Origin of the sequence: Gaoshiqia hydrogeniformans, from assembly GCF_049347105.1 — a bacterium.
In the GTDB taxonomy this organism is placed as follows: Bacteria; Bacteroidota; Bacteroidia; order Bacteroidales; family Prolixibacteraceae; genus Gaoshiqia; species Gaoshiqia hydrogeniformans.
Genome location: NZ_CP186334.1, coordinates 836,657 through 860,716, shown reverse-complemented (window position 1 = coordinate 860,716; position 24,060 = coordinate 836,657). Strand labels below are relative to the sequence as shown.

Below are 24,060 nucleotides of genomic sequence, written 5' to 3'. Positions count from 1 at the left end.
ATTTACGGCAGGGTGGCGATGAATCATTCTGATTCGCGGAAAATCAATCTGTCATGGGCATTTTCTAAAAAGAGCAGTTTGTTTGCTGTGCTGAAACGCCAGTTTTTCTCCCGGAGCATTGTTAGGAACCGGTTTTCGAGCTCGAGCTGCAGGCAGGCTTTTTTGGTGGAGATTATTCGTCCGATGTAAAGTGAATCACCGGCGATTTCAAGTTGACCGTTAAATTGATTGCAACCGGCAAATCCTTGCAGCCTGTTTAGTTCCGGCTGAATTTTTACGTAGGGTTTCCGGATGTCATCCGAAAGCGCTTGTTCGTTGATTTGTTCCAGTTCCCAGCGAATGTTTTCGATCGGACTCGTCAACTGGATGTTGAAATCACCTTCCCGCAAATTGGTTTCATGTACTTTTCCCGGGAGAAGAAGTTGTTGACTTCCCGTGCAGGACTGGATTACCAAAAACAAGAGGAATAAATAAGCGGACCGCATCGTATGGTTTTTATCGTTCGGAACAGCCTGATGCAAAATGCGAGCCAAATGATCAATTGCCGATCGATTTTATAGCCAGTTTTAACTCGCGTTCGGCCATTTTGAGTTGTTTGCGGGTATCGCTGAATAAGTCGAGCGCCTGGTTTATTTGAATGGCCACGGACGAATAGACCGTTTCATCAAAAATCAGGTTGAGTTTGTTTTGTGTTTCCAGCAATGATTGACCGGCCAGGCGAAGGTAACCGGCAGCTTGTTCCGCTTGTCTGGAGATTGCCGGTTGATTAAACTCTTTGGCCGAGTAAGAGGCATCGGTTGCCTGAAATTCGGCTTTTTTGGCGTAAACATACAGGCTGTCCATCCCGGTAAGTGCATCAAAACTGTGGTATTTGATTTCTTCCAGGTCGGCTGCACCGTTGTACAGCGAAAAGTAGCCGGCAACCTGCTGGCTGTAATCCCAGGCTTGTTGGGTTAATTTCAGCGATTTCTGAAATTCGGTTGCCAACCGGCTCTGGGAAAAGCTTCCGAACCCCAAAAGAATAAAGACCAATATGCTTACAAATTGTTTCATCAGGATAGGAAATTAATCTAATCAGTCTGCTTTTTCCGTTCGATTAACGGGATATGTTCCGGCCGCTTGTGTTTCCACCTGCGGTGCGACCAAAGCCAGTATTCCGGGGTCTCCAGGATGTATTTTTCCATCATATTCACATAAGCCAGCAAAATGGTCTCTTCACTCACTTTGGCAGGTTCAGGGATCAGTTCAATCAATTCTACCTGGTATTTACCCCGGGCAAGCTTTCTGGTGAGGTGAAAGAATACCGGCTGGTTGGTTTTAATGGCTATTTTCACCGGGCCGGCAAAGAAGGGAGTTTCCTGGTTCAGAAAGGTGGTCCAGAACTGCGCGTTTTGAGGCGGAGTTTGGTCGGCAGCCAGAACCAGGGAGCCAGGTCTTTTGGCGCTGTTAAATTGCAGCGCCTTCCGCGCAGCTTGTTGCATCGGGATGGTTTGACTGCCAAAACGTTCGCGGATGTTCCGCAAATAATTATCCATTTCAGGGTTGTTTCTTAACGGATTGAAGACCACCACTACCTGATGGCTTACTTTCCGTTGCATGCTGCAGCTCCACTCCCAGTTATTGTAATGCATACCCAGCGCAATGAAACTTTTGCCTTGCCTGTAATAAGCTTCTGTTTGATCAGGCGGGAGTAAAACGATTCGTTCATCCAATTGTTTTTCCGTCATGTACCCGAGTTTCAGCGATTCCAGAAAAAGGTCGCAAAAATGGCGATAATAGTTTCGGGCGATCTGTTTAATCTCCGGTTCTCCTTTTTCCGGAAATGAATTATGCAGGTTGGCGTAAACCACTTTTCTGCGATAACCGATCAGGTGATAGATCACGACAAACAGAAAATCGGACAGGAGATAGATTGCCGAAAAGGGCAACCTTCCCAAAGCTTTTAGAAAGAGAACAACAGAACGGTTCAGTATTTTTTTCATAAAATGTTATGTTGTCTGCAAAAATAAGTTTTTTTTAGGTAGGGTCTGATTTTTGTTCTCACGGAAAAAGTGCATCTTTAACAATCAATATCCGTTAAATCGAAACGTATGAAACGATTAGTTTTTTTAGCTTTTATGTTTACAGGTTTTATTAGTTTTTCACAAGTTGCTTATATTGCCCACCGCGGAGCTTCGTACCTGGCGCCTGAAAATACAGTGGCTTCAGCCAATCTTGCCTGGGAACTCGACGCCGATGCCGTTGAAATTGACATCTATCTGACAAAAGATAACCGGGTGATGGTTTGTCACGACTCGTCGACAAAACGGACTGCCGGGGTCGATTTAAAAATCAGCGAAACAAATTCGGACGAACTAAGAAAGCTTGATGTGGGCCGTTGGAAAGAAGAGCGTTTTGCCGGCGAAAAAATTCCCTTTATCGAAGAAATTCTCGAAACCGTTCCCGCCGGAAAAAAATTGGTTGTCGAAATTAAATGTGGCAGTGAAGTGTTGCCGGCGCTCAAAAAAGCGATTGATGAAAGCGGTAAACTTGAGCAGATCATTTTTATTGGCTTCGGTTGGGAAACCATTGTGGATACCAAGAAGACCTTTCCCGGAAATGCCTGTTACTGGCTGAGCTCGGTTGAAGAGGATGTACTGAAGCGACTTGGTCAGCTGGCCGAATCAGGCTTGGACGGACTGAACCTGAGCTACAAAATTATCCGGCCTGATTTAGCGCGTCAGGTGAAAGAGGTGGGTGTCGATTTGCTGACCTGGACCGTGGATGACCCGGATGAAGCAAAACGGCTGGTCGGATTAGGCGTGAAAGCGATTACCACCAACCGCCCCGGCTGGCTCAGGGAGCAGATGCAGTAGGGTGTGCAGGCGTAAATATCCCAAAACGGGAGCCTGGTTTTATTTTGGTCTTGCAATCATGATTCCGGTGTACGATTTTTTGTTCATGAGCAAGTCATACAGCGGTTCTTCCGAAATAACCACTTTTTCGAGTGTTGATGAGGCATGCAACAGGTGAATGCGGCCGTTTACTTCGGTCAGGATACCTGTGTGCGAAATATCGAGTCCGGCAATCGTGGTTGCAAGGCCTACCAGGTCGCCTTCTTGCAGGTCGGTTTCGCGGCCGGGTACTTCTTCTTTTCTCAGAAAAAAATATTTCCGGGCCGAAATCCCGGTTTCCTGAGCAGCAATGACCGGGATAAATTCCGGGTTCTCCTTCAATACCTCATAACTGGCAGGGTGTGTCGACATAAAATTGACGATAAGGTCAACCGGTGATCCAATTTTTACGGCAGGTTCCGAAACCAATCCTTTCATCCGGTTGTCGTAAATCCAGTCGCTGAAATAATGCAGGCGTGAACAATATCCTTCCCGTTTTCCATCCCGGTAACGGATTTTTTCCAGCTCGCCGGCAAAACTGTCAAAATCCGCTTTTCCGGCTTTAACGGTTCGGGCCAGCGCCAGGCAGGTTTCAACAAAGGTCGTGCAATCCAACTCTCTCAGGTTGATCACCAAATCTTCATCCCGTCCGTTTTCAAGCGTGTGTGCGACGTAAGGAGTCCCTAAAAAGGTTTTTCCGATTTCAGAAACCAGTTCACCCACCGGTTTATCCTGATCAGCCGAAAAGCGGCTGAGTATTTTCGTAACCAGAAGACTGTCTTCAGCTGTTTTAATCAGTTCTTTAGGTGGAATATTTGTTTCCTTCAGTTTACTTTGGCAGGCTAAACCCGTTGCAAACAGGCAAAAAAGCAAAACAGTGATTTTCATTTTGATAAATTTTTGATGAAAATACGAAATAAAACAGATTGTTTTTAAAATCGAATTTTCCCGATACATTTATGGGTAAGATTTTTGAACATCACTTTATTAACACATAACCAAACATGAACTTCGGTAATCATCATTTTAAGTTTCATCAGGGGCATCTTTGGGTCTCCCTGCTTGTAGGCGGCATGTCTCCGGCAACGGCATTCGCAGCGTCCGGTGAAAAGCCGAACATCATTATCATCCTTGCCGACGATATGGGCTGGTCGAACCCCGGCTGTTTTGGCGGGGTGATCGAAACCCCGAATCTCGACCGCCTGGCTGCAACCGGTGTGCGTTTTAACCAGTTCTACAGCGCCGCCCGGTGCTGTCCTTCACGTGCAAGTTTATTGACCGGTCTATCTCCCCACGAATCGGGGGTCGGGCATATGACATTTAAACGGACAGGCAACAAACCATCGGTGATTGCCGAACGGTTGGAATTTCCGTATGCTTACCGCGGCTGGCTGGGCGAAAACGTGCCCACCTTGCCCGAAATGCTGAAAACAGCAGGCTACAGCACGTACATGACCGGAAAATGGCACCTGGGATCCAGTGATCCTGCCACCTGGCCAAAACAGCGCGGCTTTGACCGTTTTTATGGTTTTCTTGAAGGTACTTCCGATTATTTTAAACCCACAGACCTTCAGCGCGATAACCGGTTTGTTGAACCGGAAGGTGAGAATTATTATACCACCGATGCGTTTACCGACGAGGCGATAGCGTATTTGAAAGAACACGAAATGAACAGAGAAGAGGAGCCGTTTTTCCTCTACCTGGCGTATAACGCACCTCATTTCCCGATGCAGGCCATGCCCGAAGATTTTCAAAAGTACCGTGGACGTTTTAAAAAAGGCTGGGATGTGTTGCGTGAAGAAATTATTGCCCGGCAAAAGAAAATGGGATTAATTCCTGAAAATACTGAACTGGCGCCCCGCCCCGGAACCAGCAACAGGCTTGGCAGCAAAGGAGGGCCGGTTCCGGCGTGGGATTCGTTAAGCCCGGCACAACAGGATTCGATGGATGCGATTATGGCTACCTATGCCGGCATGGTTGACCGCATGGACCAAAACATCGGGAAACTGATTGCTTTTTTGGAGAAAACGGGAGAGCTGAATAACACGCTTATCTTTTTTCTTTCCGACAACGGAGCTGAAGCCGAAAGCCCCGTATTTGGAGATTTCAGAATGGAGAAGCTGGGACAATACGGACAGGGTGGAAAAAACTACGGCCGCGCCTGGGCGACATTTTCAAATACACCGTTTCGCGAGTACAAACATTTCACCCACCAGGGAGGAATCCAATCGCCGCTGATTGTGCATTGGCCGGCAGAAATAAAGGCTGATTTGCAGCATGGAATCCTGAACCAGTACGGTTTTCTTCCCGATATCGTTGAAACCTGCCTGGATGTCGCTTCGGCAACCCGGCCTTACGCGATGAATGGTCAGCCGGTTCCGGTGAGCGATGGGCGCAGCTTGAAAGGACTGTTGCAAGGAAATGGCTTGCCTTTGCATGCTCAGCCGATTTGCTGTGAACACGAAGGCAACATCATGGTCCGGGATGGTGAATGGAAACTGGTCCGTTTTTTTTCTGACCCCTGGGAATTGTATCAGGTGGAAACCGACCGCAGCGAAACGAATAACCGGGCTGCAGAGCATCCGGAAATCGTAGAGCGGCTTGGCAAGGCATACGATGAGTGGGCAAAACGGGTAGGAGCGCTCCCTTGGGGGGAAGCCAAAAATTATTCGGTATATCCTTCGGGGAAATATAATTTCTGATCGTGATTGAAGCTAAAAGTCTGCTTCTTTTTTTGAAGCTGTTGTCGGTTGCTTATTGAAAGATCGCGGTTGCAGTTTGTTCGGACAGGCAGATATTTTTTCTTTGTATGAAAAAGAACAGCCTCCTCTGTCGGTTGACAGAGGAGGCTGGTAAAAAATATTCTGGTTTTATATGTGGTCAATAGTCTGTAATTAAGGTCATCTATCTGCGTGTTGATTTTCCGTTTGACTGATTTTGGGTGTTACTGCTTTTTGTTGCACCCGAGCTGCTTCGGCTGCTTGAATTACCCGAACTGCTTCTGTTGTTTGAACTACCGGTATTGACGGTGCTTCTTTTTTGGCTGGAAGAACTTGGCGTACTTACCGCTTTTTGTGTTGCCTGTGGCTTGGAAACCGAACTGGTTGACCGCTGCGTGGTACCGGTTTGGGTGTTTTGTCTGGTCGACGAGTTGTTTACAGCCCGGTTTTGGTTGCCTGTGGCTGCCTTTTGTGAAACATCTGTTTTTTTACCGGCAGGTGATGTTGTCACATTTCTGTTTGTTGTACCCGTGGCCGGCTTGCGGGAGGCATTTGTTCCCTGGCTGGCGGCCGGGGTGCTGCCGGTCCGGGCAGGCACCGTTGATGTTTTGCGCGAAACATCTGTACTTTTTGCAGCAGGAGCGTTTGTACTGTTCCTGTTGGTGACACCAGTCGTTGTTTTACGGGATTCACCGGTTCTCTGATTGACAGCGGGGCTTGTCGATGTCCGTCTGCCTACAGAAGTTTCCGACCGTCTTTCTGCGCCGGAATTGCTGGTTCCGACTGACCTGTTATTTCCTGATTGTGAGCTGGTTGTCCGGCTGTTATTAACTGATGTCGTTGTTCTCCGGCTGTTTTGTCCCGAGGTAGTTCTGGTATACAGTGCTTCACCTTTTCTTCTCAGGTCGGGGCGGGAATAGGTATTCCGGTAGTGTCCTTCCCTTATGTTGGTGGCTACTCTTGGCGAATAAGTCCGTACGTTGCGGTAATAATGGTCATTATACCGGTGATAACGATGATAGTTACAGGTACGGTAATGCCCGTAGTAATGATCGTGCCAATGATAATGGTAGCCGTAATAGTAATGCCAGTAATACGGACGCCACGGGCTCCAGTAGGTCGGGTAATAGCCCCAGTACCAGGAAGAATGCCAGCTAATATAACCGGGGAGAAACATAAACCGGACAACCGGCCAGGCGGCAACTTCGTAGGTTGTGGTGCGGACTACAGTGACATTTCTATTGTTGTACGAATTTCCGGAATAACCGGGATTTGGCGTTTCTCCCGCATTATCGGCATAATTAGGTTCAATGATGTAGTTTCTGCCGTAAAGGGCCTCGTCTCCGACAAGCTGTATTTGTACCGATCCGTCTCTGAAACGCTGAACCGTGAAAACGGCCACATCCTGGGTTTCGTTTCTGCTCAGTGCTGTCCGTAAAACGATGGTGTGAACATCGCCGTCAACATAGTCGAACACCATCAGGTAATCAACCAGGCGGTCTCCGTTCAGGTCGAGATTGTTAATTCTTGAATTCTCATCATTCAGGCTTCTTTCAAAAGCTTCGAGGGTTTCTGATTCCTGGAACAGTTTCATCACTGCATACAGGTTGAGGTTATCGCCCGGCAGGCCCAGATATTCATCCGGGTAGTTTTGCGCATCGGATGTGCTCCAGAATGCAACCATCAGGCTAAGGATGGATGTTATTACAAACTTTTTCATGACTTTGAGTTTTAAAAGAGTTGTTTCTTGATAACCGTCACGACAAAACTCATACCACTGTTAAATTTATCCTTCCTTCAGCGGGTTCCACCCCTGTGCCTGCAACGGAATTTCGCCGCCAAGCCCGGTTACCAGCATGGCGCCTTCACTCTCCGGGGTGATGTGCCCGATCATGGTGATGTCGGGATCATTTTTTATCTTGTCGTGGTCGGCTAAAGGAACGGTAAATAACAATTCGTAATCCTCGCCTCCGTTCAGGGCGGCAACCAGGGGGTTGATGCTCAGTTCTTCGGCAAAACGTTTGGTTTGGAAATCGAGCGGAATTTTTTCTTCGTAAATTCTGCAGCCCACCTTTGATTCTTTGCAGATATGTAATAAATCAGATGAAAGTCCGTCGGAGATATCGATCATGGCATGAGGGACAATACCCATTTTTTTCAGCGCTTTGATCACGTCTCCCCGGGCTTCCGGCTTGAGTTGCCGCTCCAGGATATAATCATATCCTTCCAGTTGGGGCTGCACGTTCGGGCTAACTTTAAAAACTTCATTTTCGCGTTCCAGTAACTGCAGGCCCATATAGGCGCCGCCTAAGTCGCCGGATACACAAATCAGGTCATTCGGGTTTGCCCCGCTCCGGTAAACTGCTTCGCCTTTACCGACCTCGCCCAGGGCCGTAATGCTGATTACCAGGCCAGTCAACGAACTGGTAGTGTCGCCGCCAACGACATCAACTCCGTATTTTTCACAGGCCATATAAATCCCGGCATATAGATCGTCCAGGGCTTCCACCGAAAATTTATTGGAGATGGCCAGCGAAACCGTAAGTTGCCGTGGTTGGGCATTCATGGCAAAAACGTCTGACAGATTAACCATCACCGCTTTATAGCCTAAATGCTTCATCGGTACGTACATCAGGTTGAAATGGATGCCTTCCACCAGCAAATCGGTGGTAACAACCAACTGCTGGTCGCGATAGTCCAGCACGGCAGCGTCGTCGCCTACCCCCTTAACTGTTCCGGGATTCTTGAGCGTTATGGACTTGGTCAGGTGATTGATCAGTCCAAATTCTCCCAGGCTGGAGATTGGAGTTGCTTTTTTATTATTATCCATTTTTTAAATATCAGACTTGCAGGTGTGAATTAATGCTTTGCAGCCGCAAAAATAGCTTTACTTCATTATCTTTGCAATTATTTTTAAACAGACTGTATTCAGGTTTGTTATAGGATGCGGAGAGAAAACAGATAATAGAGCGATATGGAAGAGCAAAATAAAATATTGGAAGAAGTAACTTCAGGCGAATATAAATACGGATTCGTTTCCGACCTGGAAATGGATACAATTCCCAAAGGACTGAATGAAGATGTCATCCGGATCATTTCAGCCAAAAAAGAAGAACCGGAATTCATGCTTCAGTTTCGTCTGGAAGCCTTTCGGAAGTGGCAAAAAATGAACATGCCCGACTGGGCCTATCTGAAAATACCACCCATCGATTTTCAGGACATTATTTATTATGCCGCCCCGAAAAAGAAGCCGCAATATGAGAGCCTGGATGAAGTAGACCCCGAGTTGATTGAAACATTCAATAAACTCGGAATCCCGCTCGAAGAACAAAAAATACTGGCTGGTGTGGCGGTTGATGCGGTGATTGACAGCGTTTCGGTGAAAACGACCTTCAAAGAAACCCTGGCCGAAAAAGGGATCATTTTCTGTTCGTTCAGCGAAGCTGTTAAAGAACATCCCGACCTGGTGCAAAAATACCTGGGAATGTCGGTTCCTGTGACCGATAACTTTTTCGCAGCCCTGAATTCAGCCGTTTTTTCCGACGGTTCATTCTGCTATATTCCCAAAGGTGTAAAATGCCCGATGGAACTGTCGACCTATTTCCGCATTAATGCCGCGGGGACCGGGCAGTTTGAACGAACCCTGATTATTGCAGACGACGACAGTTACGTGAGTTACCTCGAAGGCTGCACGGCTCCGATGCGCGATGAAAACCAGCTGCATGCGGCGGTCGTCGAAATCATCGCCCTCGACCGCGCCGAGGTGAAATATTCGACTGTGCAGAATTGGTACCCGGGCGATAAAAACGGGAAAGGCGGGGTGTATAATTTTGTGACCAAACGCGGTGTTTGCCGCGGTCATTCGTCAAAGATCAGCTGGACCCAGGTTGAAACCGGTTCGGCCATCACCTGGAAATATCCTAGTTGCATCTTAATGGGCGATCATTCGGCTGGCGAGTTTAACTCGGTGGCCGTTACCAATAACCACCAGCAGGCCGATACCGGAACAAAGATGATCCATATCGGGAAAAATACAAAGAGTACAATTATTTCGAAGGGAATCTCGGCCGGGAAGAGCGACAACTCGTATCGCGGACTGGTGAAAGTGCTGCCTGGGGCCATCAATGCCCGTAACTTTTCGCAATGCGATTCCCTTTTGCTGGGTTCTACCTGCGGGGCGCATACCTTCCCCTATATCGAAGTCGGGAATAAAACGTCGATTGTTGAGCACGAAGCGACTACCTCAAAAATCGGTGAAGATCAAATCTTCTATTGTAACCAGCGGGGAATCTCCACCGAAGATGCCATCGGGATGATCGTAAACGGGTATGCCAAGGAAGTGCTGAATAAATTACCGATGGAATTTGCAGTTGAAGCGCAGAAATTACTCCAGATCAGCCTGGAAGGAAGCGTTGGTTAAATTGTTAAAATAGAAATAACGGGCGCCGATACGGTCGAAGCCCGCCATCTGAAATAATATCATAGAACATGCTTACAATAAAGAATCTGAAAGTTGCCGTTGAAGGGCAGGAAATTTTGAAAGGAATCAACCTCGACATCAAACCGGGCGAGGTTCATGCCATCATGGGGCCAAACGGTTCCGGTAAAAGTACCTTGGCCAATGTGTTGGCCGGCAGGGAAGATTATGAAATTCTGGAAGGTGAAATCACATTCATGGGTGAGGACCTGTTGGAACTGGCGATCGAAGAAAGAGCAAAAAAAGGCTTGTTCCTTAGCTTTCAGTACCCGGTGGAAATTCCCGGCGTACCAATGGTCAACTTCCTGAAAACATCGGTAAACGAACATCGCAAATATAACGGGCTGGAACCTTTAAGCGCGGGCGAGTTTTTAAAATTAATGCGCGAAAAAAAGGAAATGCTCCACCTGAACTCCAACCTGACAAACCGTTCGGTCAACGAAGGCTTTTCAGGTGGTGAGAAAAAGAAAAATGAGATTTTCCAAATGGCGATGCTTGAGCCCAAACTAGCCATCCTCGATGAAACGGACTCCGGTTTGGATATTGATGCCATGAAAATTGTGGCCGAAGGGGTAAATGTATTAAAAAGTCCCGAACGCTCAGCGATTATTATTACGCACTACCAGCGTTTGCTCGACTACATTGTCCCTGATTTTGTACATGTGCTGTATGGAGGACGCATCGTCAAATCGGCCGGGAAAGAACTCGCCTTGGAGCTGGAAGAGAAAGGATATGACTGGATTAAAAAAGAACATGTTTAATGATGACCCAATCCGTAGCAAATAAAATAACCGTTAGCGGGAAATATACAGAGTTGTTTCACGCCAGCCGGAGCAGGTTGGATGAAGGCTCGTCTCCACTGTTCAACCGGATGCGCGATGTGGCGATCAAACGTTTTGAGAAAACCGGGATTCCGGGTTTCAAAAACGAAAATTACAAATACACCAACCTCGAACGTGTATTCGGCAAAGAATACCGTCATCTTTTTGAGAGCGAAGAGGTCGATGTTGATCTGAATGAAGTATTTCGCTGCGATGTACCGCAATTGGACACTTATACCGTTTTGCTGATCAACGGCTGGTATTATGCGCGTAATCAGAAACCCGAAGGTTTACCCGAAGGCGTTGTGCTGGGAAGTATCCGGCAGGTTGCCATTGAAAAGCCGGAACTGGTAAAGGATTACCTGAACCGCCAGGCCGGGCTGTCTGACGATCCGCTGGTGGCGCTGAATACCGCTTTTGCAAAAGACGGATTCTTTTTATATGTACCCGATCAGGCGGCGCTCGAAAAACCAATTCAGGTTATTAACCTGCTGCGCACTCAGGATGCCCTGTTCGCGACGCAGCGCAACCTGATTATTGCAGGGAAAAACAGCCGGGTAAAAGTGGTTTTCTGCGATCATACGCTCAATGCCGTTGATGTTCTGTCCAATAATGTCACCGAAGTTTTTGTCGGACGCGATGCTGTGGTGGATGTGTACACCATTCAGAACCAAAATAACCAGGCCAATTCGGTCAATTCATCCTTTTTCAGGCAGGAAGAGAACTCAAATTTGTTGACCAGCCAGGCTACCCTGCATGGCGGACTTGTCCGGAACAACCTGAAAATAAGCCTGGATGGCGAACATGCCGAGGCGAACGTATTTGGCATGTCGTTTACCGACAAACGTCAGCATGTGGATAATTTTACTAATATCGAGCACAATAAGGCACATTGCCTGAGCAACCAGCTCTATAAAAATGTGTTGGATGAAGATTCCGTCGGTGCATTTACCGGCAGGATCCATGTGGCGCGCGATGCGCAGAAAACAAATGCGTTTCAGCGGAACAACAATGTTTTGCTGACTGATTCAGCTAAAATGAATACCAAACCGCAGTTAATCATTGACGCCGATGATGTGAAATGCAGTCATGGCGCCACCGTCGGACAAATAGACGAAGATGCGCTGTTTTTTCTCCGCGCCCGCGGAATTAACGAGTTTGATGCCCGCCTGATGCTGATGAACGCCTTTGCACACGAAGTGGTCCAGGAAATACGGATCGATCCGTTACGTGACCGGATAGACGAGCTGGTTGAAAAACGGCTGCGCGGCGAGTTGGCCCGTTGTCATTCCTGCGATAAATATTGAATGAAACTTACTAAAATAGCCCCTGAGCCCCGGTAACCGGGGCTTTTTTTTTGCAATAAAGCGGGCAGTACCGGATACTGCCGATGCAGAGTCTGTCCTGTGCGAATTCATTCACTGATTTTAAAGGGGTTACCTTTTTGAGATTGGCCGAATAAAAGAAGTGTAATGCTGCCGGTTCTTTTTATGTTGAAGGAAGGAATCGTCTGTTGTTGATTCGGAAATAAAATTTTAATTTTATTGCAGGATTGTGACTTATGGTTATTTTACAATAAAGGGGCATTCAATTATTTTTATCTAAAACTTGATCATGTGAAAAAATTTACCTTGATTGGTTTGATGTTTTCCTTGCTCGTCTTATTCAGTTGCGAACGTGACGATCTGAAGGGAGATAAAATCCAGGAAGGGAAGGATGCGGTGATTATTCTCCGTGAGAACCTGGGCGACCGGGTTAGCAAAGAAAATGCCGGGGTCGTTTCCCTGATTGGTCCGAATACCGTGATTTCTTATGGCGGTTTAAAATCTGCCGCGATCGGTTCGGAAGAAACGGATGATCCTGCCAGCGATTTACCCTTGGTTTTGGTGGCCGAAGTAGCTGCACCCAAATATCAGGGAACCACCTTGCGGGCGACTCATGTTGTTTTGAACGGTAACTACGCGTATGTTTCGTATAACCTCGAAGGAGATAATTATCTTGGAGCGATAGACCTGATCGATATAAGCGATCCGGATAATCCTCATCTGGTTGAAAGCGCGATTCTTCCGAAGACAGATGTCAGCTCGATCGCTTACGCCGATAATACGCTTTATCTGGCAACAGCCAGCCTCGAATTTGTGGCGGAACGAGACGACCGGGCGTTGCTGATCCAAATGAAACTGGATGGCGGATTTTTTACCGATGACCTGGAGTTCATGGAAATGGCCGGTTATGTGGCTACCGACATCGCCGTGGGTAACAATATGCTCTATGGCGTATCAGGCGATAACGGACTGCTCGGAGCCTATAGCCTGACAGACCATAAGCTGAAATCAAGCACAAATCTTGCCGACCTGAGGGCTGTCGGGTTGGTTGACGGACAGGTTGTCGCCCTGAGCGGAGCCACGGGTATCCGGGTGTACGACGCCTCGTTGAATGAAACGAAACAGATAGCAACCAGTTCGGCGGATGTACCTCATGCCAAGCGAACGCTTGATTTTTACAGCGGAAATGTATTGGCCGCAGAAGGCTTTAACGGTGTTGGCGTATATGACCTTACAAGCGGGACAAAAGGAAATACCATCCCGATTGCCCGGCCGAACGGGCTGGAGGCCAGCGAAGATGAAATTGTCAGCAATGCCGTATCGGTGAACAATAACCACATCTTTATGGCCAACGGCGCCGCCGGCGTTGCCGTGATCTCGATGGTTTCGGGCGATATTGAACAAGTAGTCGACTTTGGGAGTATTGCACTGCCCGGCTCGGCAAACTATGTGAGAAGCGAAGGCATCTATGTTTTTGTAGCCGATGGTTTCGGGGGACTCCAAATATTAAAAATGTTAGCCGGCAACGCCGAAGATGATGATGATGAGCCTGAGCTAACCTGCGACTCCTATCCGTTTTATGAGGGGAACAAGAACCTGACGGTAACCACAGACCTGAGTTACCGGGGACCTGCCGCCCTGAATCATGTTGAGGTTAATTCGAATGCAAGCCTGACCTGGTGCGGGACCTTGGGCGTGGGCCAACACATCGTGATTAACAGCTACGCCGTTCTGCACATCATCGGCGAACTCGCACAGGGTGAGAAAAACCAGAACTTCTACATCAACCAAAACGGTACGCTGAGAATTGAAGGAGACATCACCATCTACGGAAACCTGGTCTTACACAGTTATTCAACAATCGAATTTATCGGCCCGAATTCATCAATTACCATTCACGGGACAGTTACCAAAGCCGACAATGTTTCCATTATTGGCGATTTTACCGATCACAGCAATAAACTGAAATAGAAGAGTCAGACGTTAACCGTCGAAAAAGATCCATCAGTCAAGGTGGATCTTTTTTTTGTGTCGTCCCGGTTGTTACCGGATTGTTGGATAACGGCAAAAAACATTAGTTTTGTGGTGCTGTTATTAAGTTTAAGGGGAAGTATTCCCTTTCAAACAGTTAAAATGAAACACAATGACACTCGATATTTCTGCAATACGAAAAGATTTTCCGATTTTGGATCAACTGGTCTATAATAAACCGCTGATTTACCTCGATAGCGCCGCTTCTTCACAAAAACCGGTTCAGGTTTTAAGGAAAGAAGAGGAGTTGCATCTGAAATATTACGGCAATATTCATCGCGGCGCCCACTTTCTGGCTGAACGGGCCACGATGGATTACGAAGATGTCCGCGACCAGGTTGCTGATTTTATTCATGCTCCTTCACGCGAAGAGATTATCTTTACCAAGGGTACCACCGAAAGTATTAACCTGGTTGCTTTTTCCTTTGGCGAGGCATTTATCGGGCCGGGCGACGAAATCATTATCTCGGAGATGGAGCATCATGCCAATATTGTTCCCTGGCAGTTAATGGCCAACCGAAAAGGAGCCAAAATTAAGGTTTTACCCTTTTCAGATGATGGCCGGCTGAAGGTGGAGTTGCTGGATAAGCTGATTACCCGCCGGACTAAACTGATTGCTGTTGCACAGGTGTCGAACACGCTGGGAACCATTAACCCGGTAAAGGCGATTATCGAAAAGGCGCATAAAAAAGGGGTAAAGGTATTGGTCGACGGCGCTCAGGCGGTAAAACACCTGGCTGTGGATGTGCAGGATCTGGATGCTGATTTTTACGTGTTCTCGGCGCATAAAATGTATGGTCCAAACGGAGTGGGCATTCTGTACGGTAAAAAAGAGCTGCTCGGTCAGATGCCTCCTTACCAGGGAGGCGGCGAGATGATCTCGGAGGTTAGTTTTGAAAAAACGACTTTTAACGAATTACCCTATAAATTTGAAGCCGGCACACCGCATATCACGGGTGTGATTGCTTTTGGCGAAGCGATCAGGTACCTGCAGAAACTTGGGATCGAAGCAATTGCCCGGTACGAACACCAGCTGCTGGAATATGCTACGCGCAGGCTGCTCGAAATCCCGGGACTGATTATTTACGGCATACAAAAAGAAAAGTCGGGTGTGATTACCTTCAATATCGAAGGCATTCATTCTTTCGATTTGGGAACCATGCTCGATAAAATGGGAATCGCCGTGCGCACCGGCAGGCTATGCGCCGACACGGTGATGCAGCATTACCAGGTAAGCGGAACGGTCAGGGTATCGTTTGCCGTGTATAATACCTTCGAAGAAGTTGACCAGTTAATCATGGCATTAAATAAACTAATACCCATGCTGAAATAAAACGAGGCGGTATCAAAAGTCTTGAATCTTTGGGAGTCTGGTCTCCCCGTCCGGCAGTTGCCGGGCAGGATGACTCGATTAAGGATTTTGGATACAGCCTCGCTTCATCGCGGTTTCTTAAACTGTTTTGTCTTCTTTCTTTTCTTTTTTCCGGAAGATATCGCCGAATAAAAAACCGAGCAACCCGCCGTACAGCGAACTGGTATGCCAATTCGATTGGATCGGGCAGGAACCCGAATTGCAACCAATGTAATACCAGTACAGGAAACCGGCCAGTACGCCAAAGGCCAAACCAACCAGGGCCCATTTGTATTTCAACAAAAACTTTTTCATACCATTCAATATTTGGTACAAAGAAAACCGATTTTTTTATATGGCCGTTATGTGGCGTAGGAATGTAAAAACAGCGGATGTTTTGGCTCATCCGCTGTTTTTATTAGTAGTTGGTTGCTTCTATTTCAAAGAAAGCCTGTTCGTGGTCGCAGGCCGGGCATTTTTTCGGTGGTTTGGCCGATTCATGCAGGAACCCGCAAACACGGCATTTCCAGGTTACTTTGCCATCGCGTTCAAACACTTTTCCTTGCTCCAGGTTGTTAACAAGTTTCAGGTAGCGCTGTTCGTGGTGTTGTTCAATTTTGGCGATGGTTTTAAATACCACGGCAATTTGTTTAAAGCCTTCTGCTTCGGCTACACGGGCAAATTCAGGATAAAGTTCCGACCATTCTTCATTTTCGCCGGCAGCGGCAGCCTGCAGGTTTTCCAGGGTGCTGCCCACTTTTCCGGCCGGGTAGCTGGCTGTAATTTCAAGCATACCGCCTTCCAGAAAACTGAAAAAACGATTGGCGTGGGCTTGTTCGTTTAACGCGGTTTCTTCAAAAAGAGCAGCAATTTGTTCCAGTCCTTCGGTGCGGGCTTGCCGGGCAAAAAACTCGTAACGGTTTTTCGCCTGAGATTCACCTGCAAAAGCTTTCAGCAGGTTCTTTTCGGTTTGTGTTCCAACTAATGAACTCATAATTATTCGCGTTTAAGGTTAATATATCGTCGGTTTTTGGGAATATGAAAATAATGAATTCGGTGCAAAGAAGTAAGGCTGAAGCGGTATTTAGAATCATTCAACGATCGGCCGTAGTTTTTGTTTTTCTTAATTTCTCAACATCACAGGCTTGCACATAGGATGTGTTTCCTAAAAAATTACGACATTTGTGTCCTTTAAAAGAATTTAAACATGACCATTGAAGAAATTCAGGAAGAGATTAATGAAGAGTTTTCTGCTTTTGAGGACTGGATGGATAAATACAGTTACCTGATTGAGCTGGGAAACGACCTGAACGAGTTGGACCCGAAACTGAGAAACGATCAACACCTCATCAAAGGATGCCAGTCGCGGGTGTGGCTGGTGCCCGAGTTCAAGGAAGGGAAGATTTTTTTTCAGGGAGAGAGCGATGCCGTGATTGTAAAGGGACTCGTTGCTTTGTTGCTACGTGTGGTGTCGGGACATACCCCGACCGAAATTATGGCGAGTGAGTTTCATTTTATTGACGACATCGGCCTGAAACAACATTTATCTCCGACAAGGTCGAACGGCTTGGTGGCCATGATCAAACAAATTAAATTATACGCTGTTGCATATAACAGGATATCAGAGTAGGAGAATTTGCTATGGATAACAGAATTGATCAGATTATTGAACAACTAAAAGACGTGTATGACCCGGAAATCCCGGTAAACATATATGATTTGGGCTTGATTTACAATGTCGATATTGACGACGAGAACCAAGCAAATATCATCATGACGTTAACCGCTCCGGGATGTCCGGTGGCCGATATGTTGGTCGAAGATACCCGCCAGGCGGCCCTGTCGGTCGAGGGCGTTGAAGATGCCCATGTTGAACTGACCTTCGACCCTCCCTGGGATAAGTCGATGATGAGCGAAGAAGCCCGGCTGGAGCTGGGGTTCTTTTAAGGTGAGCTAACTTTTACCGGGGACCATGAGGTTCCTGGAGAGCAATAAAAATCTAAAACCCGGTTGGTGCCGGGTTTTTTTATATCTTGCAGAAAAAAGTGTGGACATTCGCGAAAAATCCATTCTGATAAAACAAAAGGCACTGGAATCAGGCTTTCTGGCCTGCGGCATTTCGCGTGCCGGCTTCCTCGAAAAGGAGAAAACTCCCCTGGAGCGGTGGTTGCACGAGGGCATGAACGGCGAAATGGACTACATGGCCCGGAACCTCGAAAAGCGGCTCGACCCGCGCCTGATTTTCGAAGGAGCCAGGTCGGTGATTTCGGTATTGCTGAATTATTATCCAAAGGAAACCCAAGCGGACACCGATGCTCCTGTTCTCTCGAAATATGCCTACGGGAAAGATTATCACTTCGTACTGAAAGATAAGCTGAATGAATTGCTTGCGTACATTCAGCGCGAGATTCAACCATGCAGCGGCAGGGCGTTTGTCGATTCGGCGCCGGTGCTCGACAAAGCCTGGGCCGCCAAAGCCGGCCTCGGCTGGATTGGCAAAAACACCAACCTGATTTCGGTGGAGCACGGGAGTTTTTTCTTTATTGGCGAACTGATAACCGATCTGGAACTGGAACCCGATGAAAAGACTGTAGGCAACCATTGCGGCACCTGTACGCGTTGCCTGGATGCCTGCCCCACCGGGGCTATTGTACAACCTTACGTGGTCGACGCCCGCAAATGCATCTCGTATCAAACCATCGAACTGAAAGGCGAATTGGATGAAACATTGAAAGGAAAGTTCGAAAACCGGGTATTTGGTTGCGACATCTGCCAGGATGTCTGCCCCTGGAACCTCAAGGCCGAACCCCACAGCGAACCGGATTTTGAGCCCCACCCTAAACTATTGGGGCTTTCCAAAGATGAGTGGCTGAATATAGACGAGCCTTTCTTTAACGAGCTGTTCCGGAAGTCGGCTGTCAAGCGAACAAAATATAGCGGATTGAAACGGAATTTGCAGTTTCTGTATGGGGAAAACGAGGACCCGGATATTTCATCAGGTAATTTTTAAAAAAACAGCTCAACGAATTTGAAAATATATTACATTTGGGCCTGAAAAGATCGCGGGAGTAGCTCAGTGGTAGAGCATCAGCTTCCCAAGCTGAGGGTCGCGGGTTCGACCCCCGTTTCCCGCTCTTGAAATCAGCCGGTTGCATAAGATGTAATTGGCTGATTTTATTTTTCATTGAGGCGTCTTTTTAGTTTCAAGTTTCAAGCTCCGAGTTCTCCCGTCTCCATTAACCGGTCATTCCCCTTTGCTCTCTGCCCTTTGCCCCGCGCCCCATTATCCAAAACCACTCTTCGGGCAAATTTGATACTTCGTTCATGTGAAACATAAGGGGAAATCCCTATCTTTAGGGAAAAGCTTTTCGCTATGGAAATCCCGAAACTTGTTCAGAACGATCCCTGGCTCGAACCCTTTGCCCCGGCGATCATTGCCCGGAATGAGCTGGCCCGAAGCAAAGAACATGAATTGACCGGGGGAGGCAGTTTGTCCGGTTTTGCCGGCGGCCATTTGTGGTTTGGTTTGCACGAAACCGAAAGTGGATGGGTAATTCGCGACTGGGCGCCAAATGCTGATGCCATCTACCTTGTTGGCGATTTTAACGGATGGGAAGAGCAGTACGCGTATCGTCTGGATCCGCTTGGAAACGGGAGTTGGGAGTTGCACCTGGGATACGATCAGTTGAAACACGGCGATTTATATGCCTTTTCCATGTACTGGCCCGGTGGAAACGGGAAACGGGTCCCTGCCTGGGCCAACCGGGTAGTACAGGACAGCGAAACCTTGATCTTCAATGCCCAGGTTTGGGCCCCTTCCGACGCGTATCAATGGCAATATCCTGCTTTTAACCGCCGCGATGAGGCCCCGCTGATTTACGAAAGTCATGTCGGGATGGCCGGCGAAGCGGAACGCGTTCACACCTATAACGAATTCAGAGAGCATATTTTACCGCGCATCAAAGCTGCCGGATACAATACCGTGCAGGTGATGGCTATTCCGGAACATCCCTACTACGGAAGTTTCGGGTATCATGTGTCCGGCTTTTTTGCCCCATCTTCCCGTTTTGGGACACCCGATGAACTGAAAGCGCTGATCGATACCGCGCATCAGCTGGGATTGGCTGTTATTATGGACCTGGTGCATTCGCATGCCGTGAAAAACGAAACAGAAGGACTGGGCAAATACGATGGCACCCGCTATCAGTTTTTCCACGAAGGGGCGAGGGGCGAACACCCGGCCTGGGATTCCTATTGTTTTAACTACGGTAAAAACGAAGTGCTGCACTTCCTGTTATCCAATATCCGCTATTGGCTCGAAGAATTTAAATTCGACGGCTTTCGCTTCGACGGGGTAACCAGTATGTTGTACTTCGATCATGGCCTGGGAAAAGCATTCACCACCTACGACGATTATTTCACCCCCAACCTGGATGCGGATGCGGTGGCTTATTTGTACCTGGCCAATAAACTCATTCACGAAATGAATCCGAATGCGCTTTCAATTGCCGAAGAAGTAAGCGGAATGCCCGGACTGGCTACTCCGCAGGACGAAGGCGGACTGGGCTTTGATTACCGTATGGCGATGGGAGTTCCGGATTTCTGGATCAAACTGATCAAAGAATTGCCGGATGAGCAATGGGATGTCGGGCATATCTTCTACGAACTGACATCCAAACGGCTGGATGAAAAGGTTGTCAGTTACGCCGAGTCGCATGATCAGGCGCTGGTTGGAGATAAGACTATTATTTTCAGGCTGATAGATAAAGAGATGTATTTCAGCATGAGGAAAGACCAGCCGAACCTGCTGGTCGACCGGGGCGTCGCCCTGCATAAAATGATCAGGCTGGCAACGGCTGCAAGCGCCGGCGGCGCTTACCTCAATTTTATGGGAAACGAGTTTGGGCATCCCGAATGGATCGATTTTCCGAGACAGGGAAACAACTGGTCGTATAAACATGCGCGGCGGATCTGGAGCCTTGCCGACGATCGGGAACTGCGGTTTCACTGGCTGGCCGACTTTGACCGCGAGATGATGCAGTGGATCCGCCGAACCGGTTTGCTCGATATACCGGGCGTGTACCGTTATTTCGACAATAAAGAAGACCAGATACTGGCCTTCGGCCGGGGCGATTACCTGCTGGTATTCAATTTTAACCCGGTACAATCGTTTACTGGTTACGGCATTCCGATGGGCCCTGCAAAGTATCAGGTTTTGTTTGATACCGATGAAAGCCGCTTTGGCGGGCAAGACCGTATTGCCCGGGATATGACCTATTATACCCGCCCCGCGGCAGGCTTAAGCAGCCAGCATTACCTGAACCTGTATTTGCCTGCCCGGACTGCGATGGTGTTGAAACGAGAACCGTTTAAACGTGTAAGATGATGGACCGCTATTTCACGGAAGTACAGATTGATGATTTCGGTTGGCGTATGAGTTACCGCGATAAACTGATGCTGATAGGATCGTGTTTTGCCGAAAACATCGGCGAAAAATTGCAGCGGTTCAAGTTTCAGGTCGGTCTGAACCCTTTTGGCATCGTGTACAATCCTCTGTCGGTATGCAAAAGTATCCGCCGGTTGTTGGAAGGAAAAGTTTACCGGGAGGAAGACTTGTTTGAGCACAACGGCATCTGGGGAAGTTTTGACCATCACGGACGTTTTTCGTCGGTATTGCCGGGCGAAACGCTTGACAAAATCAACCGGCAAATGCAGGTTTCCCGCGAGTTTTTACGCGAAGCCGCGTATTTGGTCATCACCTTTGGCACGGCCTGGGCATACGAGTTGAAGAAAACCGGCGAGCTGGTATCCAACTGTCATAAGTTCCCTGCTTCCGATTTTAAACGATTTCGCCTCTCCCCGGGAGAAATTGTTGATGAATTTCGCGATTTGCTGTCAGAGCTCTGGAAATTTAACAGTGATTTAAAAATCCTGTTTTCCGTGAGCCCGGTTCGTCATTGGAAGGACGGGGCAGTGGGTAATCAATTAAGTAAAGCAAGTCTTTTGCTGGCGGTCGACAGGCTGGTTACCGGCTTTGGGCACGAGCGCTGCGCCTATTTCCCGTCGTATGAAATTATGATGGACGAGTTGCGCGATTATCGTTTCTATGCCCCGGATTTAGTGCATATCAGTCCGGTGGCCGTCGATCACATCTGGGACAAATTCAGCCGGGCAATGATTGCTGAAGAAAGCCTCAGGCTAACCAAAGATGTCCTGAAAATTGTGAAGGCATCTGAACACAAGGTGTTCAATCCGCGTTCTGAGGAGTACAGGAAGTTTCTGTTGTATAACTTAGAGGAAATCGGGAAATTAACAATTAATTTCCCTTATCTTAACTTAGAAAATGAAAAAAGACACTTTGAAAATGAATTGCATGGGACTCAGTAAGAACGGCTAAAACAAATGAGAATAGTTTCATTATTTTTGTAAGGAACAAACCTTTCTTAATCAATCCTGATCCTTTCATTCAAAGTTGATTTTAGGTCTAAAGTCTGGAATTTATGAGTTACTTAAAATTCGACAAAAGTAGTTTGGTCAACCTGGAGTATTCCCTTTCGCGCGAGGTGCTCCGGTCAAACAGGGCTGGTTCGTACATCAGTACCACCATTTCCGGCTGTAATACCCGAAAGTACCACGGGCTGCTTATTTGCCCGGTACCGCAGTTGGGTGGCAAGCATGTGCTCCTGTCGTCATTGGATGAAACGGTTATTCAGCACGGGGCCGAATTTAACCTGGGGATCCATAAATACGAAGGCGAATATTATGAGCCCAAAGGTCATAAATACATCCGCGACTTTGATGCCGAGATGGTGCCAAAAACAACCTGGCGGGTTGGAGGGGTTGTTTTAAGCAAAGAACGATTACTGGTTGAGAACGAAGAACAGGCGTTGGCCCGTTACACGCTTATTGACGCGCATTCGCCCACCGTGTTGCGTTTTAAACCCTTTCTGGCCTTTCGCAGCGTACATGCCTTAAGTAAAGCAAACATGTACGCCAATACAAAATATATTGCCGTGCAAGACGGGATAAAGATGCAGATTTACGACGGCTACCCGTTTTTATACATGCAGTTTTCAAAAGAAGCCGAGTTTATTCCGGTTCCCGACTGGTACCATAACATCGAATACCTGAAAGAAAAGGAGCGGGGGTATGATTACCAGGAAGACCTGTTTGTTCCCGGCTATTTTGAAGTGCCGATTGCAAAAGGGGAAAGCATCGTTTTTTCGGCTTCGACATTCGAGGCGAAACCGGCGTCGTTAAAGGGAAAGTTCACGAAAGAATGTAACAAGCGTATTCCCCGGATTTCGTTTCTGAATTGTTTATCCAATTCGGCCCAGCAATTTGTGATGCGGAAGGGGAAAGAAACGGATATTATTGCCGGCTTTCCGTGGTATAACGGGAATACGCGCCAGGCATTTGTGGCTTTGCCGGGTCTTACCCTGGCGCTGAATGACCGGCAAACTTTCGAAGATGTTGTTGATACCCAGTTAAGTCGCCTGAAAGACGGTTTGTTCCCAAAATCGAACGATGCAGGCGGAAGTTACGCGGCCATTGATACCTCCCTGTGGTTTTTCTGGGCCATCCAGCAACTTGCACACGAAGTAAAAAGCAGTAAATACATTTGGGAAAAGTATGGACCTGCCATGAAGCAAATTTTATCAGCCTATAAAGCAGGAACCAAATACGGGATCAGGATGGCGGATAACGGCCTGGTTTACGGTAGCGGGGAGACGATTCCCCTGAGTTGGATGGATTCGTCGCTGAGCGGAAAACCGGTTGTGAGACGCACCGGCGCCCTGGTGGAAGTAAACGCCCTTTGGTATAATGCCATTTGTTTTGCCCTGGAGTTGGCGCATGCCGAGGCCGATAATGACTTTATTGCCGACTGGGACCAATGGCCGTCGGTGGTTGCCCAATCCTTTAACCGGGAATTTTGGTCTGATGAACACGGATACCTGGCCGATTGGGTGAATGAGACGGAGAAAGACCGGACCGTAAGACCCAATATGGTGATTGCCACGGCGATGGAATACAGCCCGCTCGACCGGGAAAAGCAAAAATCGGTATTGAGTGTTGTGAAAAAACAATTGCTGACACCGCGCGGCTTGCGGAGCCTGTCACCCGAAGATCCGCGCTACGAAGGAATGTGTAACGGGAATGTTTCTCTCCGGGAAAAGGCCGTTCACCAGGGAACAGCCTGGCCCTGGCTGATCCAGTTTTTTGTGGAAGGATACCTGAAAGTACATAAAAGAGGGGGCCTGCCCTTTGTGAAAGGCATTGTTGATGGCTTTGAAGAAGATATGTCGGAGCATTGCATCGGCTCCATTGCTGAAATGTACAACGGGAATCCGCCGCACAGCGCGAAAGGCGCTATCTCGCAAGCCTGGAGCATTGGCTCCGTGCTGAGGGCTTTGAAAATTTTAACGAGTTTTGATGAATAGAATGTTCAACTAGATAGAACG

Annotated in this window: 21 protein-coding genes and 1 tRNA gene; 14 read left to right on the top strand and 8 right to left on the bottom strand. The window is 47.8% G+C overall.

The window, feature by feature from the left end; genetic code table 11:
- Nucleotides 1-23: 23 nt before the first annotated feature.
- From ACOIT5_RS03590 to ACOIT5_RS03580, 3 genes are read right to left on the bottom strand one after another with little or no spacing between them, the layout of a single operon-like run.
- Nucleotides 24-485, bottom strand: coding sequence for an META domain-containing protein (locus ACOIT5_RS03590; protein ID WP_423129096.1), 462 nt, complete (start codon nucleotides 483-485; stop codon nucleotides 24-26).
- A 52-nt stretch (nucleotides 486-537) separates the two neighbouring features.
- Nucleotides 538-1,053, bottom strand: coding sequence for a hypothetical protein (locus ACOIT5_RS03585; RefSeq protein ID WP_423129095.1), 516 nt, complete (start codon nucleotides 1,051-1,053; stop codon nucleotides 538-540).
- 17 nt (nucleotides 1,054-1,070) lie between these two features.
- Nucleotides 1,071-1,982 carry a lysophospholipid acyltransferase family protein gene (locus tag ACOIT5_RS03580; protein WP_423129094.1) on the bottom strand — a complete coding sequence of 304 codons (912 nt, stop codon included), beginning with the start codon at nucleotides 1,980-1,982 and terminating at the stop codon, nucleotides 1,071-1,073.
- Nucleotides 1,983-2,090: 108 nt separating this feature from the next.
- Between ACOIT5_RS03580 and ACOIT5_RS03575 the strand changes: the two genes are divergently transcribed.
- On the top strand, nucleotides 2,091-2,855 hold the full coding sequence (locus ACOIT5_RS03575; RefSeq protein WP_423129093.1) for a glycerophosphodiester phosphodiesterase: 765 nt from the start codon (nucleotides 2,091-2,093) through the stop codon (nucleotides 2,853-2,855).
- Nucleotides 2,856-2,894: 39 nt separating this feature from the next.
- Here the strand turns inward: ACOIT5_RS03575 and ACOIT5_RS03570 are convergent, their stop codons facing one another.
- Nucleotides 2,895-3,761 (bottom strand): N-acetylmuramoyl-L-alanine amidase-like domain-containing protein, encoded by an 867-nt coding sequence (locus ACOIT5_RS03570; RefSeq protein ID WP_423129092.1) that lies wholly within the window; start codon nucleotides 3,759-3,761, stop codon nucleotides 2,895-2,897.
- 116 nt (nucleotides 3,762-3,877) lie between these two features.
- Here ACOIT5_RS03570 and ACOIT5_RS03565 point away from each other — a divergent pair, with 116 nt between their 5' ends.
- Complete coding sequence (locus tag ACOIT5_RS03565) at nucleotides 3,878-5,575, top strand: arylsulfatase (protein ID WP_423129090.1); 1,698 nt, start codon at nucleotides 3,878-3,880, stop codon at nucleotides 5,573-5,575.
- A 202-nt stretch (nucleotides 5,576-5,777) separates the two neighbouring features.
- Here the strand turns inward: ACOIT5_RS03565 and ACOIT5_RS03560 are convergent, their stop codons facing one another.
- Both ACOIT5_RS03560 and thiL read right to left on the bottom strand, forming a co-directional pair.
- Entirely contained in the window at nucleotides 5,778-7,313 is a 1,536-nt protein-coding gene (locus ACOIT5_RS03560) for a hypothetical protein (protein WP_423129089.1), read from the bottom strand.
- Nucleotides 7,314-7,379: 66 nt separating this feature from the next.
- Nucleotides 7,380-8,423 (bottom strand): thiamine-phosphate kinase, encoded by a 1,044-nt coding sequence (gene thiL, locus ACOIT5_RS03555; protein ID WP_423129088.1) that lies wholly within the window; start codon nucleotides 8,421-8,423, stop codon nucleotides 7,380-7,382.
- A gap of 144 nt (nucleotides 8,424-8,567) precedes the next feature.
- Between thiL and sufB the strand changes: the two genes are divergently transcribed.
- The 5 genes from sufB (at nucleotide 8,568) to ACOIT5_RS03530 (ending at nucleotide 15,580) form a co-directional block, all read left to right on the top strand.
- Nucleotides 8,568-10,013: a Fe-S cluster assembly protein SufB gene (sufB, locus tag ACOIT5_RS03550; RefSeq protein WP_423129087.1), complete on the top strand. Its 1,446-nt coding sequence runs from the start codon at nucleotides 8,568-8,570 to the stop codon at nucleotides 10,011-10,013.
- A gap of 68 nt (nucleotides 10,014-10,081) precedes the next feature.
- Complete coding sequence (gene sufC, locus ACOIT5_RS03545) at nucleotides 10,082-10,831, top strand: Fe-S cluster assembly ATPase SufC (RefSeq protein ID WP_423129086.1); 750 nt, start codon at nucleotides 10,082-10,084, stop codon at nucleotides 10,829-10,831.
- Nucleotides 10,831-12,198, top strand: coding sequence for a Fe-S cluster assembly protein SufD (gene sufD / locus ACOIT5_RS03540; RefSeq protein ID WP_423129085.1), 1,368 nt, complete (start codon nucleotides 10,831-10,833; stop codon nucleotides 12,196-12,198). Before sufC ends, sufD begins: the two co-directional genes overlap by 1 nt.
- Before the next feature lie 309 nt (nucleotides 12,199-12,507).
- Nucleotides 12,508-14,187 carry a hypothetical protein gene (locus ACOIT5_RS03535; protein WP_423129084.1) on the top strand — a complete coding sequence of 560 codons (1,680 nt, stop codon included), beginning with the start codon at nucleotides 12,508-12,510 and terminating at the stop codon, nucleotides 14,185-14,187.
- A 172-nt stretch (nucleotides 14,188-14,359) separates the two neighbouring features.
- The gene (locus ACOIT5_RS03530) at nucleotides 14,360-15,580 is read left to right on the top strand and encodes an aminotransferase class V-fold PLP-dependent enzyme (protein ID WP_423129083.1); all 1,221 of its coding nucleotides are present in this window, start codon (nucleotides 14,360-14,362) and stop codon (nucleotides 15,578-15,580) included.
- 117 nt (nucleotides 15,581-15,697) lie between these two features.
- Here the strand turns inward: ACOIT5_RS03530 and ACOIT5_RS03525 are convergent, their stop codons facing one another.
- Nucleotides 15,698-15,913 carry a DUF6132 family protein gene (locus tag ACOIT5_RS03525; protein WP_423129082.1) on the bottom strand — a complete coding sequence of 72 codons (216 nt, stop codon included), beginning with the start codon at nucleotides 15,911-15,913 and terminating at the stop codon, nucleotides 15,698-15,700.
- Nucleotides 15,914-16,016: 103 nt separating this feature from the next.
- Nucleotides 16,017-16,592 (bottom strand): rubrerythrin, encoded by a 576-nt coding sequence (gene rbr / locus ACOIT5_RS03520; protein ID WP_423129081.1) that lies wholly within the window; start codon nucleotides 16,590-16,592, stop codon nucleotides 16,017-16,019.
- 213 nt (nucleotides 16,593-16,805) lie between these two features.
- Here rbr and ACOIT5_RS03515 point away from each other — a divergent pair, with 213 nt between their 5' ends.
- From ACOIT5_RS03515 to ACOIT5_RS03485, 7 genes are all read left to right on the top strand, one after another.
- The gene (locus tag ACOIT5_RS03515; RefSeq protein ID WP_423129080.1) at nucleotides 16,806-17,228 is read left to right on the top strand and encodes a SufE family protein; all 423 of its coding nucleotides are present in this window, start codon (nucleotides 16,806-16,808) and stop codon (nucleotides 17,226-17,228) included.
- Between the two features lie 11 nt (nucleotides 17,229-17,239).
- Nucleotides 17,240-17,545 carry a DUF59 domain-containing protein gene (locus ACOIT5_RS03510; RefSeq protein ID WP_423129079.1) on the top strand — a complete coding sequence of 102 codons (306 nt, stop codon included), beginning with the start codon at nucleotides 17,240-17,242 and terminating at the stop codon, nucleotides 17,543-17,545.
- 100 nt (nucleotides 17,546-17,645) lie between these two features.
- Complete coding sequence (gene queG, locus ACOIT5_RS03505) at nucleotides 17,646-18,608, top strand: tRNA epoxyqueuosine(34) reductase QueG (RefSeq protein WP_423129078.1); 963 nt, start codon at nucleotides 17,646-17,648, stop codon at nucleotides 18,606-18,608.
- A gap of 52 nt (nucleotides 18,609-18,660) precedes the next feature.
- A tRNA-Gly gene (locus tag ACOIT5_RS03500) sits at nucleotides 18,661-18,732 on the top strand.
- Between the two features lie 239 nt (nucleotides 18,733-18,971).
- Nucleotides 18,972-20,984 carry an alpha amylase C-terminal domain-containing protein gene (locus ACOIT5_RS03495; protein WP_423129077.1) on the top strand — a complete coding sequence of 671 codons (2,013 nt, stop codon included), beginning with the start codon at nucleotides 18,972-18,974 and terminating at the stop codon, nucleotides 20,982-20,984.
- Nucleotides 20,981-21,985 (top strand): GSCFA domain-containing protein, encoded by a 1,005-nt coding sequence (locus tag ACOIT5_RS03490; protein WP_423129076.1) that lies wholly within the window; start codon nucleotides 20,981-20,983, stop codon nucleotides 21,983-21,985. Before ACOIT5_RS03495 ends, ACOIT5_RS03490 begins: the two co-directional genes overlap by 4 nt.
- Before the next feature lie 113 nt (nucleotides 21,986-22,098).
- A complete protein-coding gene (locus ACOIT5_RS03485) occupies nucleotides 22,099-24,039 on the top strand; it encodes an amylo-alpha-1,6-glucosidase (protein WP_423129075.1) in 1,941 nt (646 codons plus the stop codon).
- The last annotated feature ends 21 nt before the right edge of the window (nucleotides 24,040-24,060 follow it).

Coding starts and splice junctions, on each gene's coding strand:
- rbr (WP_423129081.1), bottom strand. CDS start 16,592: ATGAGTTCATTAGTTGGAACACAAACCGAAAAGAACCTGCTGAAAGCT.
- ACOIT5_RS03575 (WP_423129093.1), top strand. CDS start 2,091: ATGAAACGATTAGTTTTTTTAGCTTTTATGTTTACAGGTTTTATTAGT.
- ACOIT5_RS03580 (WP_423129094.1), bottom strand. CDS start 1,982: ATGAAAAAAATACTGAACCGTTCTGTTGTTCTCTTTCTAAAAGCTTTG.
- ACOIT5_RS03560 (WP_423129089.1), bottom strand. CDS start 7,313: ATGAAAAAGTTTGTAATAACATCCATCCTTAGCCTGATGGTTGCATTC.
- ACOIT5_RS03515 (WP_423129080.1), top strand. CDS start 16,806: ATGACCATTGAAGAAATTCAGGAAGAGATTAATGAAGAGTTTTCTGCT.
- ACOIT5_RS03570 (WP_423129092.1), bottom strand. CDS start 3,761: ATGAAAATCACTGTTTTGCTTTTTTGCCTGTTTGCAACGGGTTTAGCC.
- ACOIT5_RS03565 (WP_423129090.1), top strand. CDS start 3,878: ATGAACTTCGGTAATCATCATTTTAAGTTTCATCAGGGGCATCTTTGG.
- thiL (WP_423129088.1), bottom strand. CDS start 8,423: ATGGATAATAATAAAAAAGCAACTCCAATCTCCAGCCTGGGAGAATTT.
- ACOIT5_RS03530 (WP_423129083.1), top strand. CDS start 14,360: ATGACACTCGATATTTCTGCAATACGAAAAGATTTTCCGATTTTGGAT.
- sufC (WP_423129086.1), top strand. CDS start 10,082: ATGCTTACAATAAAGAATCTGAAAGTTGCCGTTGAAGGGCAGGAAATT.
- ACOIT5_RS03510 (WP_423129079.1), top strand. CDS start 17,240: ATGGATAACAGAATTGATCAGATTATTGAACAACTAAAAGACGTGTAT.
- ACOIT5_RS03525 (WP_423129082.1), bottom strand. CDS start 15,913: ATGAAAAAGTTTTTGTTGAAATACAAATGGGCCCTGGTTGGTTTGGCC.
- ACOIT5_RS03490 (WP_423129076.1), top strand. CDS start 20,981: ATGATGGACCGCTATTTCACGGAAGTACAGATTGATGATTTCGGTTGG.
- ACOIT5_RS03495 (WP_423129077.1), top strand. CDS start 18,972: ATGGAAATCCCGAAACTTGTTCAGAACGATCCCTGGCTCGAACCCTTT.
- sufD (WP_423129085.1), top strand. CDS start 10,831: ATGATGACCCAATCCGTAGCAAATAAAATAACCGTTAGCGGGAAATAT.
- ACOIT5_RS03590 (WP_423129096.1), bottom strand. CDS start 485: ATGCGGTCCGCTTATTTATTCCTCTTGTTTTTGGTAATCCAGTCCTGC.
- ACOIT5_RS03585 (WP_423129095.1), bottom strand. CDS start 1,053: ATGAAACAATTTGTAAGCATATTGGTCTTTATTCTTTTGGGGTTCGGA.
- ACOIT5_RS03485 (WP_423129075.1), top strand. CDS start 22,099: ATGAGTTACTTAAAATTCGACAAAAGTAGTTTGGTCAACCTGGAGTAT.
- sufB (WP_423129087.1), top strand. CDS start 8,568: ATGGAAGAGCAAAATAAAATATTGGAAGAAGTAACTTCAGGCGAATAT.